The following is a 14,891-nucleotide window of genomic DNA, read 5'->3' as shown; positions in this document are numbered from 1 at the left end:
CGAGTCCGTGTGACGGGGGAGCAGTTCCACGAGAATGCGTTCCTGGCGCAGAGACCCGGGTTACTCACAGACGGCCGGACGGTTCGCGTGGTGGGGCGGTGGTGAGCGATGACTTGTGCGCGGCGAAGACCGCGTCGCAGCGGTCCCGGACGGTGGCGTCGTGCGTGGCGAGGACCACGGCGCATCCGGCTCTCACCCCGGCCTACGGTGAAGCTGACACCGCGCCACAGGACCCGGGAGTCGAACACCTTGGACAGGTTCTCGACCTCGATCACGGTCTTCTCTGGCTTACGGGAGGGAAATTCTCCGCTTAAGGGGGTCATGCGGCGGTCGCTCCTTCCTTCGCTGTCCGGCGGTGGAAGAACGCGAGAGCCAGCAGGACAGCTCCGAATTCGACGGCGCCCAGAGCCGTGATGACACCGCCGTCCAGTGCGGTGAGATGAGTGGGCCGGAAGGGGGCGGGCGCACCGGCGTCCGCGAACTTCTTCTGCTCCTGTCCCTGCTGCCACGCTTCGAAGGGAACCCGCGTAGCGAATATAACCGCGATGGCTAGTTCCACGGACAGGGCAAAACAATGCGTGGCGATATATCTCCACCAGCGGTTCGGGTCGTAGTGGCACGGGATGCTGCCACCGTTCTTCGTGCCCGAGGCGAGGGACCGTTCGCCCGGAGTCGTGCAGCCGCTCTTGAAGGTCTGGCTGCCGATGTTCACCGACGAAGCGTGCCAGTTCGACCACGTCGTGTTGGCGCCCTGGTCGTAGGTTCACTTTCCGTCGGCCACGTCACAGTCACGACGATTTCCGGAGCCGTTGCAGCGAAAATGAGGGCCGCGGACGCGACGGCGACCTTCGCTCCGCAACAGGCTGATCGTTCATGGACGTGAGTTGGCTCAAAGCCTGTGGATCACGAGGTATGACTCACGCAAAATAGGTGGGGCTCGAATTCGGACAGTGGCGTGATTAATTGGGTTGCGGTGGCTCTGGGGTAATGCGCGCCAGGGCGTGTACTGGGGTATTTCGCTAGGATGCTACGGTTCATCGCCGACAGGTGACCTCTGGCGGCCCGTATATTTCCACGATTACTTCGGGGGCTCTTCTTCATGTCCACTGGCCGAAAGCCAGAGGCGGCATTCCGCTTTTTCCTGCCCCGAACAACACCTGCGGCGGCGTCCCCCTCGTATCGCGCCGGTCTCGTCTGGCTGCCGCCGATGCTGTGGACGTTCGTCTTCGGCCTGTGGGGGTTGTCGCGGCAGGACAGTGTGTGGTGGGACGAGGCCGCGACCTGGCAGGTGGCCCAGCGTTCGACGGCGGAGATCTGGCACATGCTGGGGAACGTCGACGTGGTTCACGGGCTCTACTACCTGCTCATGCATGTGCTCTTCGAGTGCTTCGGCCCCAGCACCACGACCCTGCGGCTGCCGTCCGTGCTGGCCACGGCGGTCGCGGCGGCCTGCGTGGCCGTCATCGGCCGCCGACTGGCCGGCGCCTGGGCGGGCCTGGCCGGGGGAATGGCCTTGGGGCTGTTACCGGCCGTGCAGTTCTACCTCCAGGAGGGCCGGTCGTACGCGCTGGTGGCGGCCGGAGCCGGAATCGCCACCGTGCTCTTGACAACCGCCGTCGAACGGCGTGTCCGGACGCGCCACTGGGTTGCCTACGGCGTCGTCGTCCTCCTCATGGGCCTGCTGAACTGGCTCTCGCTCATGATCCTCGCGGCTCATCTGACCACCCTCCTCTGGGTTCGGGCGGATCGTGGAGTCATGGCCCGCTGGGCGGCCGCGGCCGGGTGCGCCATGGTCGGTGTGCTGCCATTGATTGTGTTCAGCCGGGGGCAGTCCGCGCAGGTGTCCTGGATCCCGCCGCTGTCCTGGCACATGCTGATCGGCCCCGGGGTGCTGCTGGCGATCGGCTGCGCCGGCGCGCTGCTGGACCGGCCGCGGGCGGGCCGGGTGTCCTCGGCGGCCGTGGGGCTGCCGCTGCTGGCGGTGCCGCAGCTCGGCCTCATCGCGCTGTCCCTGATCCAGCCGCTGTTCCTGGACCGCTACATCCTCTACAGCATGCTGGGGCTGGCACTGCTGATCGGTACGGCCGTCGGCTCGGCGGTACGGGCGGCCAAGCCCCGCTTCCCGCGAGCCTCGAGATGGATCCTCCCCGCGGTCCTCGCCGTGGCGATGCCGGCCCTGCTGCCTCAGTCACTGGCCAAGCGGTCCCCGGCGAGCAGGGTGGACGACGTCCTGGCGGTGGCCTCGGACGTGCAGCACCTGAAGCAGACCGGAAACGCGGTGCTCTTCGTCCCCTCGGCCCGCAGGGACACCAAGTCCGTCTCCCCGAAGGCCTTCGCGGGCTTGCGGGACATAGCCCTGGCCGAGACCCCGGAGAAGTCCGGCACCCTCAACGGCGTGGAGGCGGCCCCAGCTCGGATACGCGCTGCGATCCTGGCCGAACACCGGATCCTGCTGGTCACGGACGCGGCTCGGGTGGCCCGTCCGGTCACGGCAGCCGGGGACAGAACGAAGACCGCCATGTTGCGCAGGTACTTCACCCCGGTGGCCGACGAACAGATCCGCGGCCGGAGGGTGACGGTGTACGAACGACGGCGGACGGCTCGCTGACGACCCGTCGGTTCGGGCTGAGCGGGCCGTTGACCGGCCGTTCCAAGCCGCCCGCGAGGTATCAAGTGAGGCCGGTCCACCCAGGCCTGACAGCCCGGTGCGGCGAAGCACGCCACGCACCCGCCGCACCAGGTCGTTCCGCGACCTGGGACCTGAGTAGCGTGATGCGCCAGAAATACTGAGGGTTGGTTCTGCTCTGTTTTCCGGCCGGTGGCTCCGACCTTGGCTCCGCCACCGGCGAAGCGCACGGGTGGCACGAGAGCGCTACGGATCGGGCCGGGCTCCGGAGGCGGGGCGCCGTAGGCATGGGTGACGGTGTGCGCGGGGGCCGGCCGGTCTCCTCACGCCGCCGCGAGTTCGCACCACACGTACTTGCCCCGGTTCCCGAACCGGGACAGCGGCTGCCAGCCCCAGAGGTCCGAGCAGGCCCGGACGAGGGTGAGTCCTCTGCCGCCGTCCTCCTCGTCGCCGTCGGCGTTCACCTTCGCCTCGCTGGGGAAGACGGGAGGCTCGGGGTCCGCGTCCCACGCGCCGACGCGCAGCACCCCGGCCGCCCAGCGCACCCGCAGGGCCAGCGGGCCCTTCGTGTGCCGTACGGCGTTGGTGACCAGCTCCGCCGCGAGCAGTTCCGCCGTGTCGGCCAGCGTGATCAGGCCGTGCATCGTGAGGATCAGCCGCAGGGTGCGGCGGCAGATCGGCACGGCTCGGGGGTCGTTGGGGAGGTAGAGGGAGTACTCCCAGGCGTCGCCTTCGGGCATGCGTGAACTCCGTTCGGGTGATGGGGTTGAGCGGGCTGCTGTTGGCGGGCGGTGGCATTGCCGCAGCCGTCGTGGCAGACGGAGCGGTGCGCTTCCGGGATCCCGGGGTTTCACAACGTGTGCATCGCGCTACACACGGTAGAGGAGAAATTTCTCCTCCTGCAAGCCGTGGTCGTAATCTGGCACCCGAACGTGGTACCCCTGCATGGGTGTTGGGACGGGAGAAGATATGGCGCCGAGGAGCAATCCCACCGCTCGGCAGGTGCGTCTGGGAGCGGAGTTGCGCAAGCTTCGCGAGGCAGCGGGACTGAAGGCGCGTGAGGCGGCGGCGTTCCTGAACTCGACCTCGGCGCAGATGAGTCAGATGGAGGCGGGTATCTCGGGGGTCAGCGCGGATCGGGTCCGTCGGCTCGCGGCTCACTACGGCTGTGCGGATGTGGAGTTCGTCGACGCCTTGGCAGCCGTGGCCGGCGAGCGCACGCGTGGCTGGTGGGACGACTACCGAGGAGTTCTGCCCCAGGTGAACCTGGACGTGGCAGAGGCGGAATATCACGCTGCGTTCCTGCATGAGGTCGTGATCGCGTATGTCCCCGGGCTTCTCCAGACTGCGGACTACGCCCGAGCGGTCTTCACGTACATGCGCCCGGATCTGCCCGAAAGCGAGCTGGAGCCCCGCGTGGAGCATCGGATGAGGCGGCGCCAGGCCATCGAGGGCGACAGCCCGACGCCGTACGAGACGGTCATCCACGAGTTCGCCTTGCGTATTCGCGTGGCCGATCGCCGGACCTCCCTGTCTCAGCTTCGCCTCATCCTGGACGAGATCGAGAAGGGACACGCCAGCGTGCGGGTCATCCCGGTCGACCAGGACGGCTTTGCCGGTGCCGACGCTTCGATGATGTACATGGGCGGCTTGGTGCCCAAATTGGACACAGGCCTTCTTGACGCCCCGACGGGCACCCTGTTCATTGACGCGGAAGCCCATTTGAATCGGCTCCGAACACTCTTCCGTAGGGTGAAGGAGTCGTCGCTGGACGCATCGGAGTCCCGAGACTTCATTCACCGGCTGACGAAGGAACTCTGATGAACTGGCGAAAGTCCAGCTACTCGGGCGGCGGCGAGGGCAACACCTGCGTCGAAATCGCCCCTCTCCCCACCCGAATAGCCGTCCGCGATTCCAAAGCCCCCGCTCGCGCCACCCTCTCCTTCCCCGCCCCCGCCTTCGCCGCTCTCGTCGAGCACCTGAAGCGGGCCCATGCGACGGTCGGCCGGGGTCTGTGAAACGGCTACGCCGGCCGAGGCCTCCAACGGCGACGACGTCGTGAACCTCCCGGGCGCCTGAGCGCTGAGACACCCCTGGTCAGGAGGGGGACCGGCGGTCTAACGTCCGTTCATGGCAGCCTTCGACCCGTGGGACCCGGACTTCCTGGCCGACCCGTACCCCTCCTATGCCGAGCTCCGCGCCCAGGGGCGGGTGCAGTACTTCGAGGCCACGAACCAGTGGCTGGTCCCGCACCACGCGGACGTGTCCGCGCTGCTGCGGGACCGGCGGCTCGGGCGGACGTACCAGCACCGGTTCACGCACGAGGAGTTCGGGCGGACCTCGCCGCCCGCCGAACACGAGCCGTTCCACACCCTCAACGATCACGGCATGCTGGACCTGGAACCGCCGGACCACACCCGCATCCGGCGCCTGGTGTCGAAGGCGTTCACGCCGCGCACGGTCGAGCGGCTGGGGCCGTACGTGGCGCGGCTCGCCGGTGAGCTGGTCGACGGGCTGGTGGAGAAGGGCGGCGGCGACCTGCTCACCGATGTCGCCGAGCCCCTCCCCGTCGCCGTCATCGCCGAGATGCTGGGCATCCCGGAGGCGGACCGGGCGCCACTGCGGCCCTGGTCGGCGGACATCTGCGGGATGTACGAGCTGAACCCGTCCGAGGACACGGCCGCGAAGGCGGTGCGGGCGTCCGTCGAGTTCTCCGACTACCTGCGGGAACTGATCGCCGAGCGGCGCCAGGCACCGGGGGACGACCTGATCTCCGGGCTCATCGAGGCGCACGACGAGGGCGACCGTCTCACCGAGCAGGAGATGATCTCCACCGCCGTACTCCTGCTGAACGCCGGCCACGAGGCCACCGTCAATGCCACAGTCAACGGCTGGTACGCCCTCTTCCGCAATCCGGCGCAGCTGGCCGCCCTGCGCGCCGACCACTCCCTGGTCCCCACCGCGATCGAGGAGCTGATGCGCTACGACACCCCGCTCCAGCTCTTCGAACGGTGGGTGCTGGACGAGATCGAGATCGACGGTACGACCATCCCGCGGGGCGCGGAGATCGCCATGCTCTTCGGCTCCGCCAACCACGACCCCGAGGTGTTCCGCCGCCCCGAGGACCTCGACCTCACCCGCCGCGACAACCCGCACATCTCCTTCAGCGCCGGCATCCACTACTGCATCGGCGCCCCGCTGGCCCGCCTCGAACTGGCCGCGTCCATGACCGCGCTGCTGGAACGGGCCCCGACGCTGAGCCTGGCGGCGGAGCCGCGACGGAAGCCGAACTTCGTGATCCGGGGGCTGGAGGGGCTGAGCGTCGAGGTGGGGTGATCACCCGTTCGGATGATCAACAACCCAATTCAGGCAGTGGTCGCGAGCGACTCGTCAAGCTGGTGCCTGCCTGCGAAGGGAGGCACCATGACGGTTATGGCAGAGCGCGCGTCGTCACAGTTGTCAGTGGACACGTTCGAGCGGATTGCCGAATTCGCCGAGCGTGCGGACGAGACCGTCAGCTTCGAGTTCATCGGCGGACGGATCGGGGTCACGAAGGTGACGAACGGCAGCCACGGCGAGATCGCGATGTGGTTGGTCTTTCACTGCAAGCAAGCACGGCCCGACCTCACCCTCAACCCGACGGGTCAAGGGCTGAAGGTCGAGGCGTATCGAAGGGGCCGTGCCAAGCCCGACGCCGTGCTCGCGCCAGTCGGATACTTCAACGGGCGGGGGGACTGGGCCGACCCTTCCGGCGTGTTGATGGCAGTCGAGATCACCTCCTACGACTCGGACACCCACAACCGTGACCGTGTGGAGAAACCCCAGGCGTACGCCGAGGCCGGGATCCCCGTCTACCTGCTGATCGACCGCGACAATCTGTCGATCCTCGTCCACAGCGACCCGGACCCGGAGGACGGATACCGGGACATCCACGTGGTGAAGCTCGGAGGCAAGGTCACTCTCCCCGACCCCGTCGGCATCGAACTCGACACCGCGGAACTCAAGCAGTACTGCGGTTGAGGGGCCGCCGTCAGCCCGTCAGGTCCCGGCGCCGTAGCCCCGCCAGGCCGGCGGCCGTCAGGGCTGTGGCCAGGGCCAGCAGGACCAGCACCGGCCCCCACGTCATCTCCACGCCCGGCAGCTTGGGCAGGTGGCCGAAGGGGGAGAGGTCCAGGACGAGTCGGGGGGCGTCGAGCGCCGGGCCGACCCAGCCGATCAGCAGGACCGCCACCGCCACGCCCCAGGCGGCCGGGGCCAGGCGGGGAGCCACGCCGTACAGGAGCACCGCGACCCCGCCGATCACCCAGACCGCCGGGAGCTGCACCAGGCAGGCGGCCAGGATCGGGCCGACCTGCCTGCCGTAGCCGACGGCGAAGCCCGCCCCGGCGAGGAGCATGATCAGGGCCGCGCCGGCGAACGCGATCGTCAGGTGGCCGGCCGCCCAGCGCAGGCGGCTCACCTGGCAGGCCAGGAGGGGCTCGGCGCGGCCCGAGGTCTCCTCGGTGCCCAGGCGGAGGACCGACGCCACGACGTACAGCGCGGCGATCAGGCCCAGCATGCCGACCATCGAGGCGAGGAACGCGTCCGTCAGCCCGCTCTGGCCGCCCATCCGTTCGAAGATCTGGCGGGCGTTCGGGTTGTCGCCCACCAGGTCGGCCGCGCCCTCCGTCAGGCCGCCGTAGATCACGCCGGCCAGGAAGAAGCCGAGCGACCAGCCGAGCACACCGCCGCGCTGGAGCCGCCAGGCCAGGGCGGCGGCGGAGCCGAGGCGGCCGGTGGCCGGGCCGGGGCGGGTGGGGAAGAAGCTCATGCCGAGGTCCCGGCGGCCCGCCAGCACGTACGCCGCGACGCCCTGCAGCAGCACCGCCGCCGCGAAGAGCAGGAGCACCCACCAGCGTTCGGCGGCGAAGGGGCGCAGGTTCTCCAGCCAGCCCAGCGGGGAGAGCCACGTCCACGCCGACCCCCCGTCGGCCGTCGCCGAGTCGCCCGCCGCGCGGAGCACGAAGGCCGCGCCCAGGACGGCCGACGTCAGGCCCCGCGCCAGGCGGGCGCTCTCCGTGAGCTGGGCGACGATCGCCGCCGTCGTCGCGAAGACCATGCCGGTCGCGGCCAGCCCGAGCCCGAAGGAGAGCGCACCGGCCGCGCCCTGACCCGCCAGGCCCGCGGTGACGAGCAGCGCCGTCACGCCGTTGGCCACCGCCGCCGTCAGCAGGGCCGCGGTCAGCGACGCCCGGCGGCCCACCGCGCCCGACGCCACGAGTTCCGCGCGGCCGCTCTCCTCCTCGTCACGCGTGTGCCGTACGACGATGAGCAGGCTGGTCACGGCCATGAGGAGCCCGGCGTACACGCCCACCCGCCAGGCCGTCAGACCGCCGATCGAGGTGTCGTACAGCGGGCCGATCAGGGCGCGGAAGGAGGCGTTGGTCCGCACCTGGCGGAGCAGGTCGGCGCGTTCGGCCGCCGTGCCGTACAGGCTCTTGAGCGTGTTCGGCATGGAGAGGACCATCAGGGCGTTCACCGCGATCCACACCGGGGTCGTCACGCGGTCGCGGCGGAGCGCGAAGCGCAGCAGGGTGCCGGTGCCGGCGAGGCCGGAGAGGGACGTCATCGCGCGGCCGCCTCGTCCTGGTAGTGGCGGAGGAAGAGCTCCTCCAGGGTCGGGGGTGTGGAGGTGAGGGAGCGGACGCCGGTCTCGGACAGCGTGCGGAGTACGGCGGTGAGCTGGTCGCTGTCCACCTGGAGACGGATCCGGCGGCCCTGGACGTCCAGGTCGTGGACGCCGGGGAGGTGCGCCAGCCCGTTGGGGGGACCGGCGAGTTCGGCGGTCACGCTGGTGCGGGTGAGGTGGCGCAGGTCGGCGAGGGAGCCGGCCTCCACGGTGCGGCCGCCCCGGATGATGCTGACGCGGTCGCAGAGCTCCTCGACCTCGCTCAGGATGTGGGACGACAGCAGGATCGTCCTGCCCCGGTCGCGCTCCTCCTCCACGCAGCGCTGGAAGACCTCCTCCATCAGGGGGTCGAGGCCGGAGGTCGGCTCATCGAGGATCAGCAGGTCGACGTCGGAGGCGAAGGCGGCCACCAGGGCCACCTTCTGCCGGTTGCCCTTGGAGTACGTACGGCCCTTTTTCGTCGGGTCGAGTTCGAACCGGTCGAGCAGGTCGGCCCGGCGGCGGGCGTCGAGGCCTCCGCGCAGGCGGCCGTAGAGGTCGATGACCTCGCCGCCGGAGAGGTTGCGCCAGAGGGTCACGTCGCCGGGGACGTAGGCGATCCGGCGGTGCACCTCCACGGCGTCCGTCCAGGGGTCGCGGCCGAGGATCTGCGCGGCGCCCGAGTCGGCGCGCAGCAGGCCGAGCAGCACCCGGATCGTGGTCGACTTGCCGGCGCCGTTGGGGCCGAGGAAGCCGTGCACCTCGCCGCTCTCGACGGTCAGGTCGAGGCCGTCCAGGGCATGAGTGCGGCCGAAGGACTTGTGGAGCCCGGCGACCGTGATTGCCTTCGTCATGACCCCGAACGTACGCTTCTTTCAGAAAATTGTGAAGTTACGGAAGGGTCTAAAGCTCGGATAGGGTGGAGGTCATGACGGAAACAGCCGGTGGCCGGGACGCGGAGGCCGTGTCGAAGTTCGTCGAGTCCTTCGCGGCGCAGCTCGTCGAGGCCGGCATGCAGCGCATGCCGGCCCGGGTCTTCGCCGCGCTGCTCTCCTCCGACGAGGGCGCGCTGACCTCGGTCGAGCTGGGCGAACGACTGCGGATCAGCCCCGCCGCGGTGTCCGGGGCGGTGCGCTACCTGACGATGACGCACATGATCGCGCGGGAGCGGGAGCCCGGTTCGCGGCGGGAGCGGTACCGGGTGCACGGCGACCAGTGGTACGAGGCGCTGACCAACCGGGAAGCCGTGATCAAGCGCTGGGAGACCGCCCTGCGGGAGGGCGTCGCCAGCCTCGGTCCCGACACCCCGGCGGGGCGGCGGATGGCCGAGACGCTGGCGTTCTTCGAGTTCGTGGACGAGGAGATCGTGAAGATGATGGAGCGCTGGCGGGGCCGTCGCGATCAGCTCTTCGGCGAGGGACGGAGCCTCGCCGAAGACCGCTGACCTGCCTGCCTTACGCCCGGTTCCGGCGCCTGACCAGGAGGAGCACCCCGCCGCCCAGCACCAGCGCGGCCGCGCCGCAGGCGGCGGCCACGGGCACCGTGCCGCTGCTGCCGGTGGAGGCGAGGGAACCCGAGCCGCCGGTCCCGGACACCGTCTGCGTCCGGGGGTTGTTTCCGTCCGTGCCCGCGGCAGCCGTCGCCGACGGCGACGCGGAGGTGCTCGGCGTCGCGGTGGCACCGCCCTTGACCGCGACCGTGACGGCCGCGGTGTCGTTGCCGTGCGTGTGGTCGAACGTCATGGTGTTGCCGTAGGCCGTGGTCGCGCGGGCCTCACCGGTGGTGGTCGCCGCGTTCGCGCGGATCCGCAGACCGAACTCGAAGGGGCGGGTGTCCCCGACGGCGAACTCGGACGGGCGGGGGTTGCAGATGTACTGCGGCGCGCCCGGCGTCTGTTCGCCGGTGCCGGCCTGCGCTTCCTTGTTCCACACGCTGCAGCTGCCGGGGATCTCCTCCGCCCTGGTGCCGGTGGGGACGGTCACCAGAAGCGCGGGCTGGTCGTCGCTCGCGTTGTAACCGACCCAGCCCGGGCCCTCGTTGCTCAGGGAGACGGTCACGTGCACCAGGTCGCCCGGTTCGCCCTCGGCGGTGGCGCCGCCCGCGACCATGTCGGCGGTGTTGTCGGCGTCGATGTGCTGCCGGTCGATCGAGGTGCCGTCGGTGGCGGCGGCTCCGGCGGCGACCAGGGAGAGAGCCGGTCCTGTCCCCGAGGGCGGTGTGCCGCCGGACAGGGGCAGGGCCTCGTGGCTGAAGTACTCGAAGAGGGCCTGGTCCGTCACGTCCAGCCCGACCGGCCGGTCCAGCCGGTAGCTCTTGCCGGGCTCGACGACCGTGTCGAACGTGCACAGCGCCTGTTCCGTCAGCCCGTAGGCGTCCGCGCGCTCCTTGGAGTAGACGCAGTTGGAGTAGTGCTCCGCGTACGCGAGCCCGACGGTGGTGCGCATCCGCAGCCGCACCCCGTGGGCGGGCAGGGTGCCGACGTTGCTGATCGTGACCGGGGTGTCGATCGTGGAGCCGGGCTTGTCGCCCTCGCGGGCCGCCAGCCGGTTGACCTTCAGGTCGGTGGTGCCCACGGTCACCTTGGCGGTGGCGGAGACCACGGTGCCGTTGGCGGACGTGCCGCTGAGGGTCACCGTGCCGGTGGTGCCGAGCGGGGTGCCGGGCTTGGCGCTCAGGCCGATGATCGAGCCGGCCGCGTCGCCCTCGGGGACGTCACGGGCCGGCCAGGTGTAGACATGGTCGGCGGGCACGGGTGCGTCCGTGGTGACCCAGTCGATGACGTTGCTCAGGTCCGCGCTGATGGTGACGTCCTTGGCGGTGCCGGGGCCGTCGTTGCGCAGGCCCCAGTTCACCATGGTCGGGTCGTCCGTCGTCGGCGGCACGGGAAGGCCCAGGTCGTCGTCCTGGAGCTGGATGTGCACGACCGGGCCGTCGGCGGCCTGGGCGGACGTCACGGGCAGCCATGCGGCGACCGCGGCCGCGAAGACTGCCAGCGCGGCCCCGAGTCGGTGCCGGCGGTGGGTCATGGTGACTCCTCCCTGCGAGGCGGCTCTCGCCCCTGCCACACCACTGAGACACTCGATGAATGCCGATGGTTGTCCGGGAGTTCACCCTTTGGCCGGCAGCCCTTCAGCCCACCCGGCGACCTGCCCGGATCGGTGACCCGTCCGGATCGGCGACCTGCCCGGCCCGGCCGCCGCTGCCCGCACGGTCGCCTGCCCGCCTGCCCGCCTGCCCGCCTGGCGATCTGCCCGGCCCGGCCGCCGCTGCCCGCACGGTCGCCTGCCCGCCTGCCCGCCTGGCGACCTGCCCGGCCCGGCCGCCGCTGCCCGCACGGTCGCCTGCCCGCCTGCCCGCCTGGCGATCTGCCCGGCCCGGCCGCCGCTGCCCGCACAGTCGCTTGACCGCCCGGCGACCTGCCCGGACCGGCGACCCGTCCGGCCCGGCCGCCGCTGCCTGCACCAGTCACCGGCCCCGGATCACCGGCCCCGGACGCCTACCGCTCCCGCGTCTCCTCCAGCACCGTCCGGCCCAGCAGCGCGTACCGCTCCGGTGACCGCCGCTTGAGGTACTGCGCGTAGCCGACGCCCGTCGCCGCCACCAGCGCCACCAGCCACGGCGTCGCCTTCAGCAGCAGTGAGCCGGACTCGGTGCCGGCCGCGACGCCCATGTTGGACACCAGCAGGACGACCACCGCGAGCATCGCGACACCGCCGACGAGCGGGGCGGCGAAGGTCCGGAACCAGTGCCGGCTCTCGGGGTGGTTGCGGCGGAAGTAGACCAGTACCGCGAACGAGCACACGGCCTGCACCACCAGGATCGCCATGGTGCCGAGGATGGCAAGCAGGACGTAGAGGGCGTTGTACGGGTCCTTGCCCGCGATCCAGAACGCGGCGATCAGGACGGCGGAGATCACCGTCTGCACCAGGCCCGCGACGTGCGGGGAGCCGTGCCTGTGGTGGGTGCGGCCGATGGTGTTCCGCAGCTTCGGCAGCACTCCCTCGCGGCCCAGCGCGTACATGTAGCGGGCGGCGCAGTTGTGGAAGGCCATGCCGCAGGCGAGCGAGCCGGTGACCATCAGCCACTGCATGAGGACGACCGCCCAGTGGCCGACGTAGTGCTCGGTCGGGTTGAAGAAGAGCGTGAGGGGGTTCGCGGAGGAGGCCGCCCGGACGGCCGCCGCCTCGCCGTTGCCGGTGATGGCCATCCAGGAGACGAAGACGTAGAAGACGCCGACGCCGAGGACCGAGATCAGCGTCGCCTTGGGGATGATCCGCTTCGGGTCGCGGGACTCCTCGCCGTACATCGCCGTCGACTCGAAGCCGACCCAGGACCAGAAGGCGAAGAAGAGGCCGAGCCCGGCCGACGTGCCCTTGAAGGCGTTGACCGGGTTGACCGGACCGAAGGTGAAGCCGTGCGGGCCGCCGCCGTGCAGGGCGACCGAGACCGCCATCGCCGCGAGGACGGTCACCTCGGTGCCGAGGAGGACGACGAGGAGCTTCTCGGCGACGCTGACGCCGAACCAGGTGCCGGTCGCGTTGATCGCGAGCATCAGGATCGCGAACGCCCACCAGGGGACGTCGAGGCCGGTCTGGTCCTTGAGCGTCGTGTTGGCGAACACCGAGAAGATGCCGATCAGCGCCGGTTCGAAGACGACGTACGCGAAGGTGGCGAGCAGCCCCGAGGCCAGGCCCGCGGTGCGGCCGAGACCGTAGGAGATGAAGCCGTAGAAGGCGCCCGTGGAGGTGATGTGCTTCGCCATCGAGGTGAAGCCGACGGAAAAGATCGCCAGGACGACCATTGCGACGAGATAGCTCGCCGGGGCGCCGATGCCGTTGCCGGACGACACCATGAAGGGCACGTTGCCGGTCATCGCGGTGATCGGCGCGGCGGTCGCGACGGCCATGAAGACCACGCCGAGCAAACCGATCGCGTTGGGCTTCAGCCGGTGAACCGTGCCCTCGCCGTCCGTCCTGGTCGCCGGGGCGACTCCCTCGTCCACTGCCATCGGGTGGCCCCTCTCCTGCTGTTCGCCGGCTGTACCGGACCGGAACTCTGTAGGCCGAATGAGTCGGCCGAGAACCTCGGGGCGTTAAATGTTTGTCAACCAGACCTTTAGAAATCTGGTGCAACCTGCCGGCAACACCCGGCTCGTACGGTCGCCGCCATGACCACGTACACGGCCACCCTCGGCGGCGAACGCCACCGCTTCGGCTCCCTGGCCCGGCTGCTGGCCGCCGCGAGCCCCGAACGCTCCGGCGACCGGCTGGCCGGTCTCGCCGCGGCCGGCGCGCGGGAGCGGGTCGCGGCCCGCTGGGCGCTCGCGGAGGTGCCGCTCGCGACCTTCCTGACCGAGCCGGTGATCCCGTACGAGGACGACGACGTGACCCGGCTGATCCTGGACGGGCACGACGCGGCCGCCTTCGCACCCGTCGCCGGGCTGACGGTCGGCGAGTTCCGGGAGTGGCTGCTGACGGCGGACGCGGCGGCGCTGGCGGCGGTGGCGCCGGGGCTCACGCCGGAGATGACCGCTGCCGTGTCCAAACTGATGGGCAACGCGGATCTGGTGGCCGTCGCCCGCAAGGTGCGGGTGGTCACCGCGTTCCGCTCCACGATCGGGCTGCCCGGCCGGCTGGCCACCCGCCTCCAGCCCAACCACCCCACCGACGACCCCGCGGGCGTCGCGGCCGCCCTCCTCGACGGCCTCCTCCTCGGCTCCGGCGACGCGGTCCTCGGCATCAACCCGGCGACGGACAGCCCGAAGGCGGTACGGGACCTGCTGGACCTCCTGGACGGCGTGATCACCCGCTACGCCATACCCACCCAGTCCTGCGTGCTCTGCCACGTCACCACGAGCCTGGACCTGATGGCGCGTGGCGCCCCGGTCGACCTGGTCTTCCAGTCCATCGCCGGAACGCAGGCCGCGAACGCCTCCTTCGGCGTGACCCTCGGCCTGCTCGACGAGGCGTACGAGGCGGCGCTCGCGCTCGGCCGCGGAACCGTCGGCGACAACGTCATGTACTTCGAGACCGGGCAGGGCAGCGCGCTGTCGGCGGACGCGCACCACGGGGTGGACCAGCAGACGGTGGAGGCACGGGCGTACGCGGTCGCCCGCCGCTACCGCCCGCTCCTGGTCAACACCGTCGTCGGCTTCATCGGCCCCGAGTACCTCTACGACGGCCGCCAGATCCTCCGGGCCGCCCTGGAGGACCACTTCTGCGGCAAGCTCCTCGGCCTGCCGATGGGCCTGGACATCTGCTACACGAACCACGCCGACGCCGATGACGACGACATCGCCACCATGCTGACCATGCTCGCCGTCGCGGGCGCCTCCTTCGTGATCTGCACACCGGGCGGCGACGACATCATGCTCAACTACCAGTCCGCCTCCTACCACGACGCGCTCTACCTGCGAGAGGTGCTCGGCCTGCGCCCGGCACCGGAGTTCGAGACGTGGCTGCGGTCGATCGGGCTCCTGGACGAGAACGGCGGCCTGCGCGAGGCCGACGGCCACCCACTGACAGCGATCGGAAGGGAACTGGCCGCATGACCGACGTGACTGGGGTGGCCGACACGATGAGGGTGGGCGAAGTGGCCGAGGTGGCCGACGTGGCTGCG

14 protein-coding genes are annotated in these 14,891 nt (G+C 70.5%); 7 read left to right on the top strand and 7 right to left on the bottom strand.

Going from position 1 to position 14,891, the window contains the following annotated elements:
• Positions 1 to 64: 64 nt before the first annotated feature.
• Together LQ326_RS48025 and LQ326_RS32775 are read right to left on the bottom strand one after the other, a co-directional pair.
• Positions 65 to 196: a hypothetical protein gene (locus tag LQ326_RS48025; protein ID WP_268207843.1), complete on the bottom strand. Its 132-nt coding sequence runs from the start codon at positions 194 to 196 to the stop codon at positions 65 to 67.
• A gap of 123 nt (positions 197 to 319) precedes the next feature.
• Positions 320 to 712, bottom strand: coding sequence for a hypothetical protein (locus tag LQ326_RS32775; RefSeq protein WP_234542685.1), 393 nt, complete (start codon positions 710 to 712; stop codon positions 320 to 322).
• Between the two features lie 495 nt (positions 713 to 1,207).
• Here LQ326_RS32775 and LQ326_RS32770 point away from each other — a divergent pair, with 495 nt between their 5' ends.
• Positions 1,208 to 2,608, top strand: a complete 1,401-nt coding sequence (locus tag LQ326_RS32770; protein WP_234542684.1) for a glycosyltransferase family 39 protein — start codon at positions 1,208 to 1,210, stop codon at positions 2,606 to 2,608.
• Positions 2,609 to 2,949: 341 nt separating this feature from the next.
• On the opposite strand, the gene LQ326_RS32765 is transcribed toward LQ326_RS32770, so the two are convergent.
• Positions 2,950 to 3,366, bottom strand: a complete 417-nt coding sequence (locus tag LQ326_RS32765) for an ATP-binding protein (RefSeq protein ID WP_234542683.1) — start codon at positions 3,364 to 3,366, stop codon at positions 2,950 to 2,952.
• Between the two features lie 229 nt (positions 3,367 to 3,595).
• Between LQ326_RS32765 and LQ326_RS32760 the strand changes: the two genes are divergently transcribed.
• The 4 genes from LQ326_RS32760 to LQ326_RS32745 all read left to right on the top strand — a co-directional run bounded on the left by LQ326_RS32760 (position 3,596) and on the right by LQ326_RS32745 (position 6,646).
• The gene (locus LQ326_RS32760; protein ID WP_234542682.1) at positions 3,596 to 4,447 is read left to right on the top strand and encodes a helix-turn-helix domain-containing protein; all 852 of its coding nucleotides are present in this window, start codon (positions 3,596 to 3,598) and stop codon (positions 4,445 to 4,447) included.
• Positions 4,447 to 4,644, top strand: a complete 198-nt coding sequence (locus LQ326_RS32755; RefSeq protein WP_234542681.1) for a DUF397 domain-containing protein — start codon at positions 4,447 to 4,449, stop codon at positions 4,642 to 4,644. The genes LQ326_RS32760 and LQ326_RS32755 overlap by 1 nt, the downstream gene beginning before the upstream one ends.
• A gap of 112 nt (positions 4,645 to 4,756) precedes the next feature.
• A complete protein-coding gene (locus tag LQ326_RS32750; RefSeq protein ID WP_234542680.1) occupies positions 4,757 to 5,962 on the top strand; it encodes a cytochrome P450 in 1,206 nt (401 codons plus the stop codon).
• Between the two features lie 87 nt (positions 5,963 to 6,049).
• Positions 6,050 to 6,646 (top strand): Uma2 family endonuclease, encoded by a 597-nt coding sequence (locus tag LQ326_RS32745; protein ID WP_234542749.1) that lies wholly within the window; start codon positions 6,050 to 6,052, stop codon positions 6,644 to 6,646.
• Positions 6,647 to 6,656: 10 nt separating this feature from the next.
• Here the strand turns inward: LQ326_RS32745 and LQ326_RS32740 are convergent, their stop codons facing one another.
• The gene (locus tag LQ326_RS32740; RefSeq protein WP_234542679.1) at positions 6,657 to 8,234 is read right to left on the bottom strand and encodes an ABC transporter permease; all 1,578 of its coding nucleotides are present in this window, start codon (positions 8,232 to 8,234) and stop codon (positions 6,657 to 6,659) included.
• Positions 8,231 to 9,127 carry an ABC transporter ATP-binding protein gene (locus LQ326_RS32735; protein ID WP_181802233.1) on the bottom strand — a complete coding sequence of 299 codons (897 nt, stop codon included), beginning with the start codon at positions 9,125 to 9,127 and terminating at the stop codon, positions 8,231 to 8,233. The genes LQ326_RS32740 and LQ326_RS32735 overlap by 4 nt, the downstream gene beginning before the upstream one ends.
• A gap of 74 nt (positions 9,128 to 9,201) precedes the next feature.
• Between LQ326_RS32735 and LQ326_RS32730 the strand changes: the two genes are divergently transcribed.
• Positions 9,202 to 9,717: a GbsR/MarR family transcriptional regulator gene (locus tag LQ326_RS32730; RefSeq protein ID WP_234542678.1), complete on the top strand. Its 516-nt coding sequence runs from the start codon at positions 9,202 to 9,204 to the stop codon at positions 9,715 to 9,717.
• A gap of 10 nt (positions 9,718 to 9,727) precedes the next feature.
• Here LQ326_RS32730 and LQ326_RS32725 read toward each other — a convergent pair whose 3' ends face one another.
• On the bottom strand, positions 9,728 to 11,299 hold the full coding sequence (locus LQ326_RS32725) for an LAVTG motif-containing sortase-dependent surface protein (protein ID WP_234542677.1): 1,572 nt from the start codon (positions 11,297 to 11,299) through the stop codon (positions 9,728 to 9,730).
• Positions 11,300 to 11,769: 470 nt separating this feature from the next.
• The gene (locus LQ326_RS32720) at positions 11,770 to 13,281 is read right to left on the bottom strand and encodes an APC family permease (protein WP_234542676.1); all 1,512 of its coding nucleotides are present in this window, start codon (positions 13,279 to 13,281) and stop codon (positions 11,770 to 11,772) included.
• 159 nt (positions 13,282 to 13,440) lie between these two features.
• On the opposite strand from LQ326_RS32720, the gene eutB reads away from it, so the two are divergent.
• Positions 13,441 to 14,823 (top strand): ethanolamine ammonia-lyase subunit EutB, encoded by a 1,383-nt coding sequence (eutB, locus tag LQ326_RS32715; protein WP_234542675.1) that lies wholly within the window; start codon positions 13,441 to 13,443, stop codon positions 14,821 to 14,823.
• Positions 14,824 to 14,891: the final 68 nt, after the last annotated feature.

This window comes from Streptomyces shenzhenensis (genome assembly GCF_021462265.1).
GTDB lineage: Bacteria > Actinomycetota > Actinomycetes > Streptomycetales > Streptomycetaceae > Streptomyces > Streptomyces shenzhenensis.
Note: the sequence above shows the minus strand (reverse complement) of the source record. Positions and strands in the feature narration are given on the sequence as shown.

Bases quoted from the DNA above. Each gene is read 5' to 3' on its own strand.
- LQ326_RS32770 (WP_234542684.1), top strand. From the start codon at position 1,208: ATGCTGTGGACGTTCGTCTTCGGCCTGTGGGGGTTGTCGCGGCAGGAC.
- LQ326_RS32765 (WP_234542683.1), bottom strand. From the start codon at position 3,366: ATGCCCGAAGGCGACGCCTGGGAGTACTCCCTCTACCTCCCCAACGAC.
- LQ326_RS32760 (WP_234542682.1), top strand. From the start codon at position 3,596: ATGGCGCCGAGGAGCAATCCCACCGCTCGGCAGGTGCGTCTGGGAGCG.
- LQ326_RS32755 (WP_234542681.1), top strand. From the start codon at position 4,447: ATGAACTGGCGAAAGTCCAGCTACTCGGGCGGCGGCGAGGGCAACACC.
- LQ326_RS32750 (WP_234542680.1), top strand. From the start codon at position 4,757: ATGGCAGCCTTCGACCCGTGGGACCCGGACTTCCTGGCCGACCCGTAC.
- LQ326_RS32745 (WP_234542749.1), top strand. From the start codon at position 6,050: ATGACGGTTATGGCAGAGCGCGCGTCGTCACAGTTGTCAGTGGACACG.
- LQ326_RS32740 (WP_234542679.1), bottom strand. From the start codon at position 8,234: ATGACGTCCCTCTCCGGCCTCGCCGGCACCGGCACCCTGCTGCGCTTC.
- LQ326_RS32735 (WP_181802233.1), bottom strand. From the start codon at position 9,127: ATGACGAAGGCAATCACGGTCGCCGGGCTCCACAAGTCCTTCGGCCGC.
- LQ326_RS32730 (WP_234542678.1), top strand. From the start codon at position 9,202: ATGACGGAAACAGCCGGTGGCCGGGACGCGGAGGCCGTGTCGAAGTTC.
- LQ326_RS32725 (WP_234542677.1), bottom strand. From the start codon at position 11,299: ATGACCCACCGCCGGCACCGACTCGGGGCCGCGCTGGCAGTCTTCGCG.
- LQ326_RS32720 (WP_234542676.1), bottom strand. From the start codon at position 13,281: ATGGCAGTGGACGAGGGAGTCGCCCCGGCGACCAGGACGGACGGCGAG.
- eutB (WP_234542675.1), top strand. From the start codon at position 13,441: ATGACCACGTACACGGCCACCCTCGGCGGCGAACGCCACCGCTTCGGC.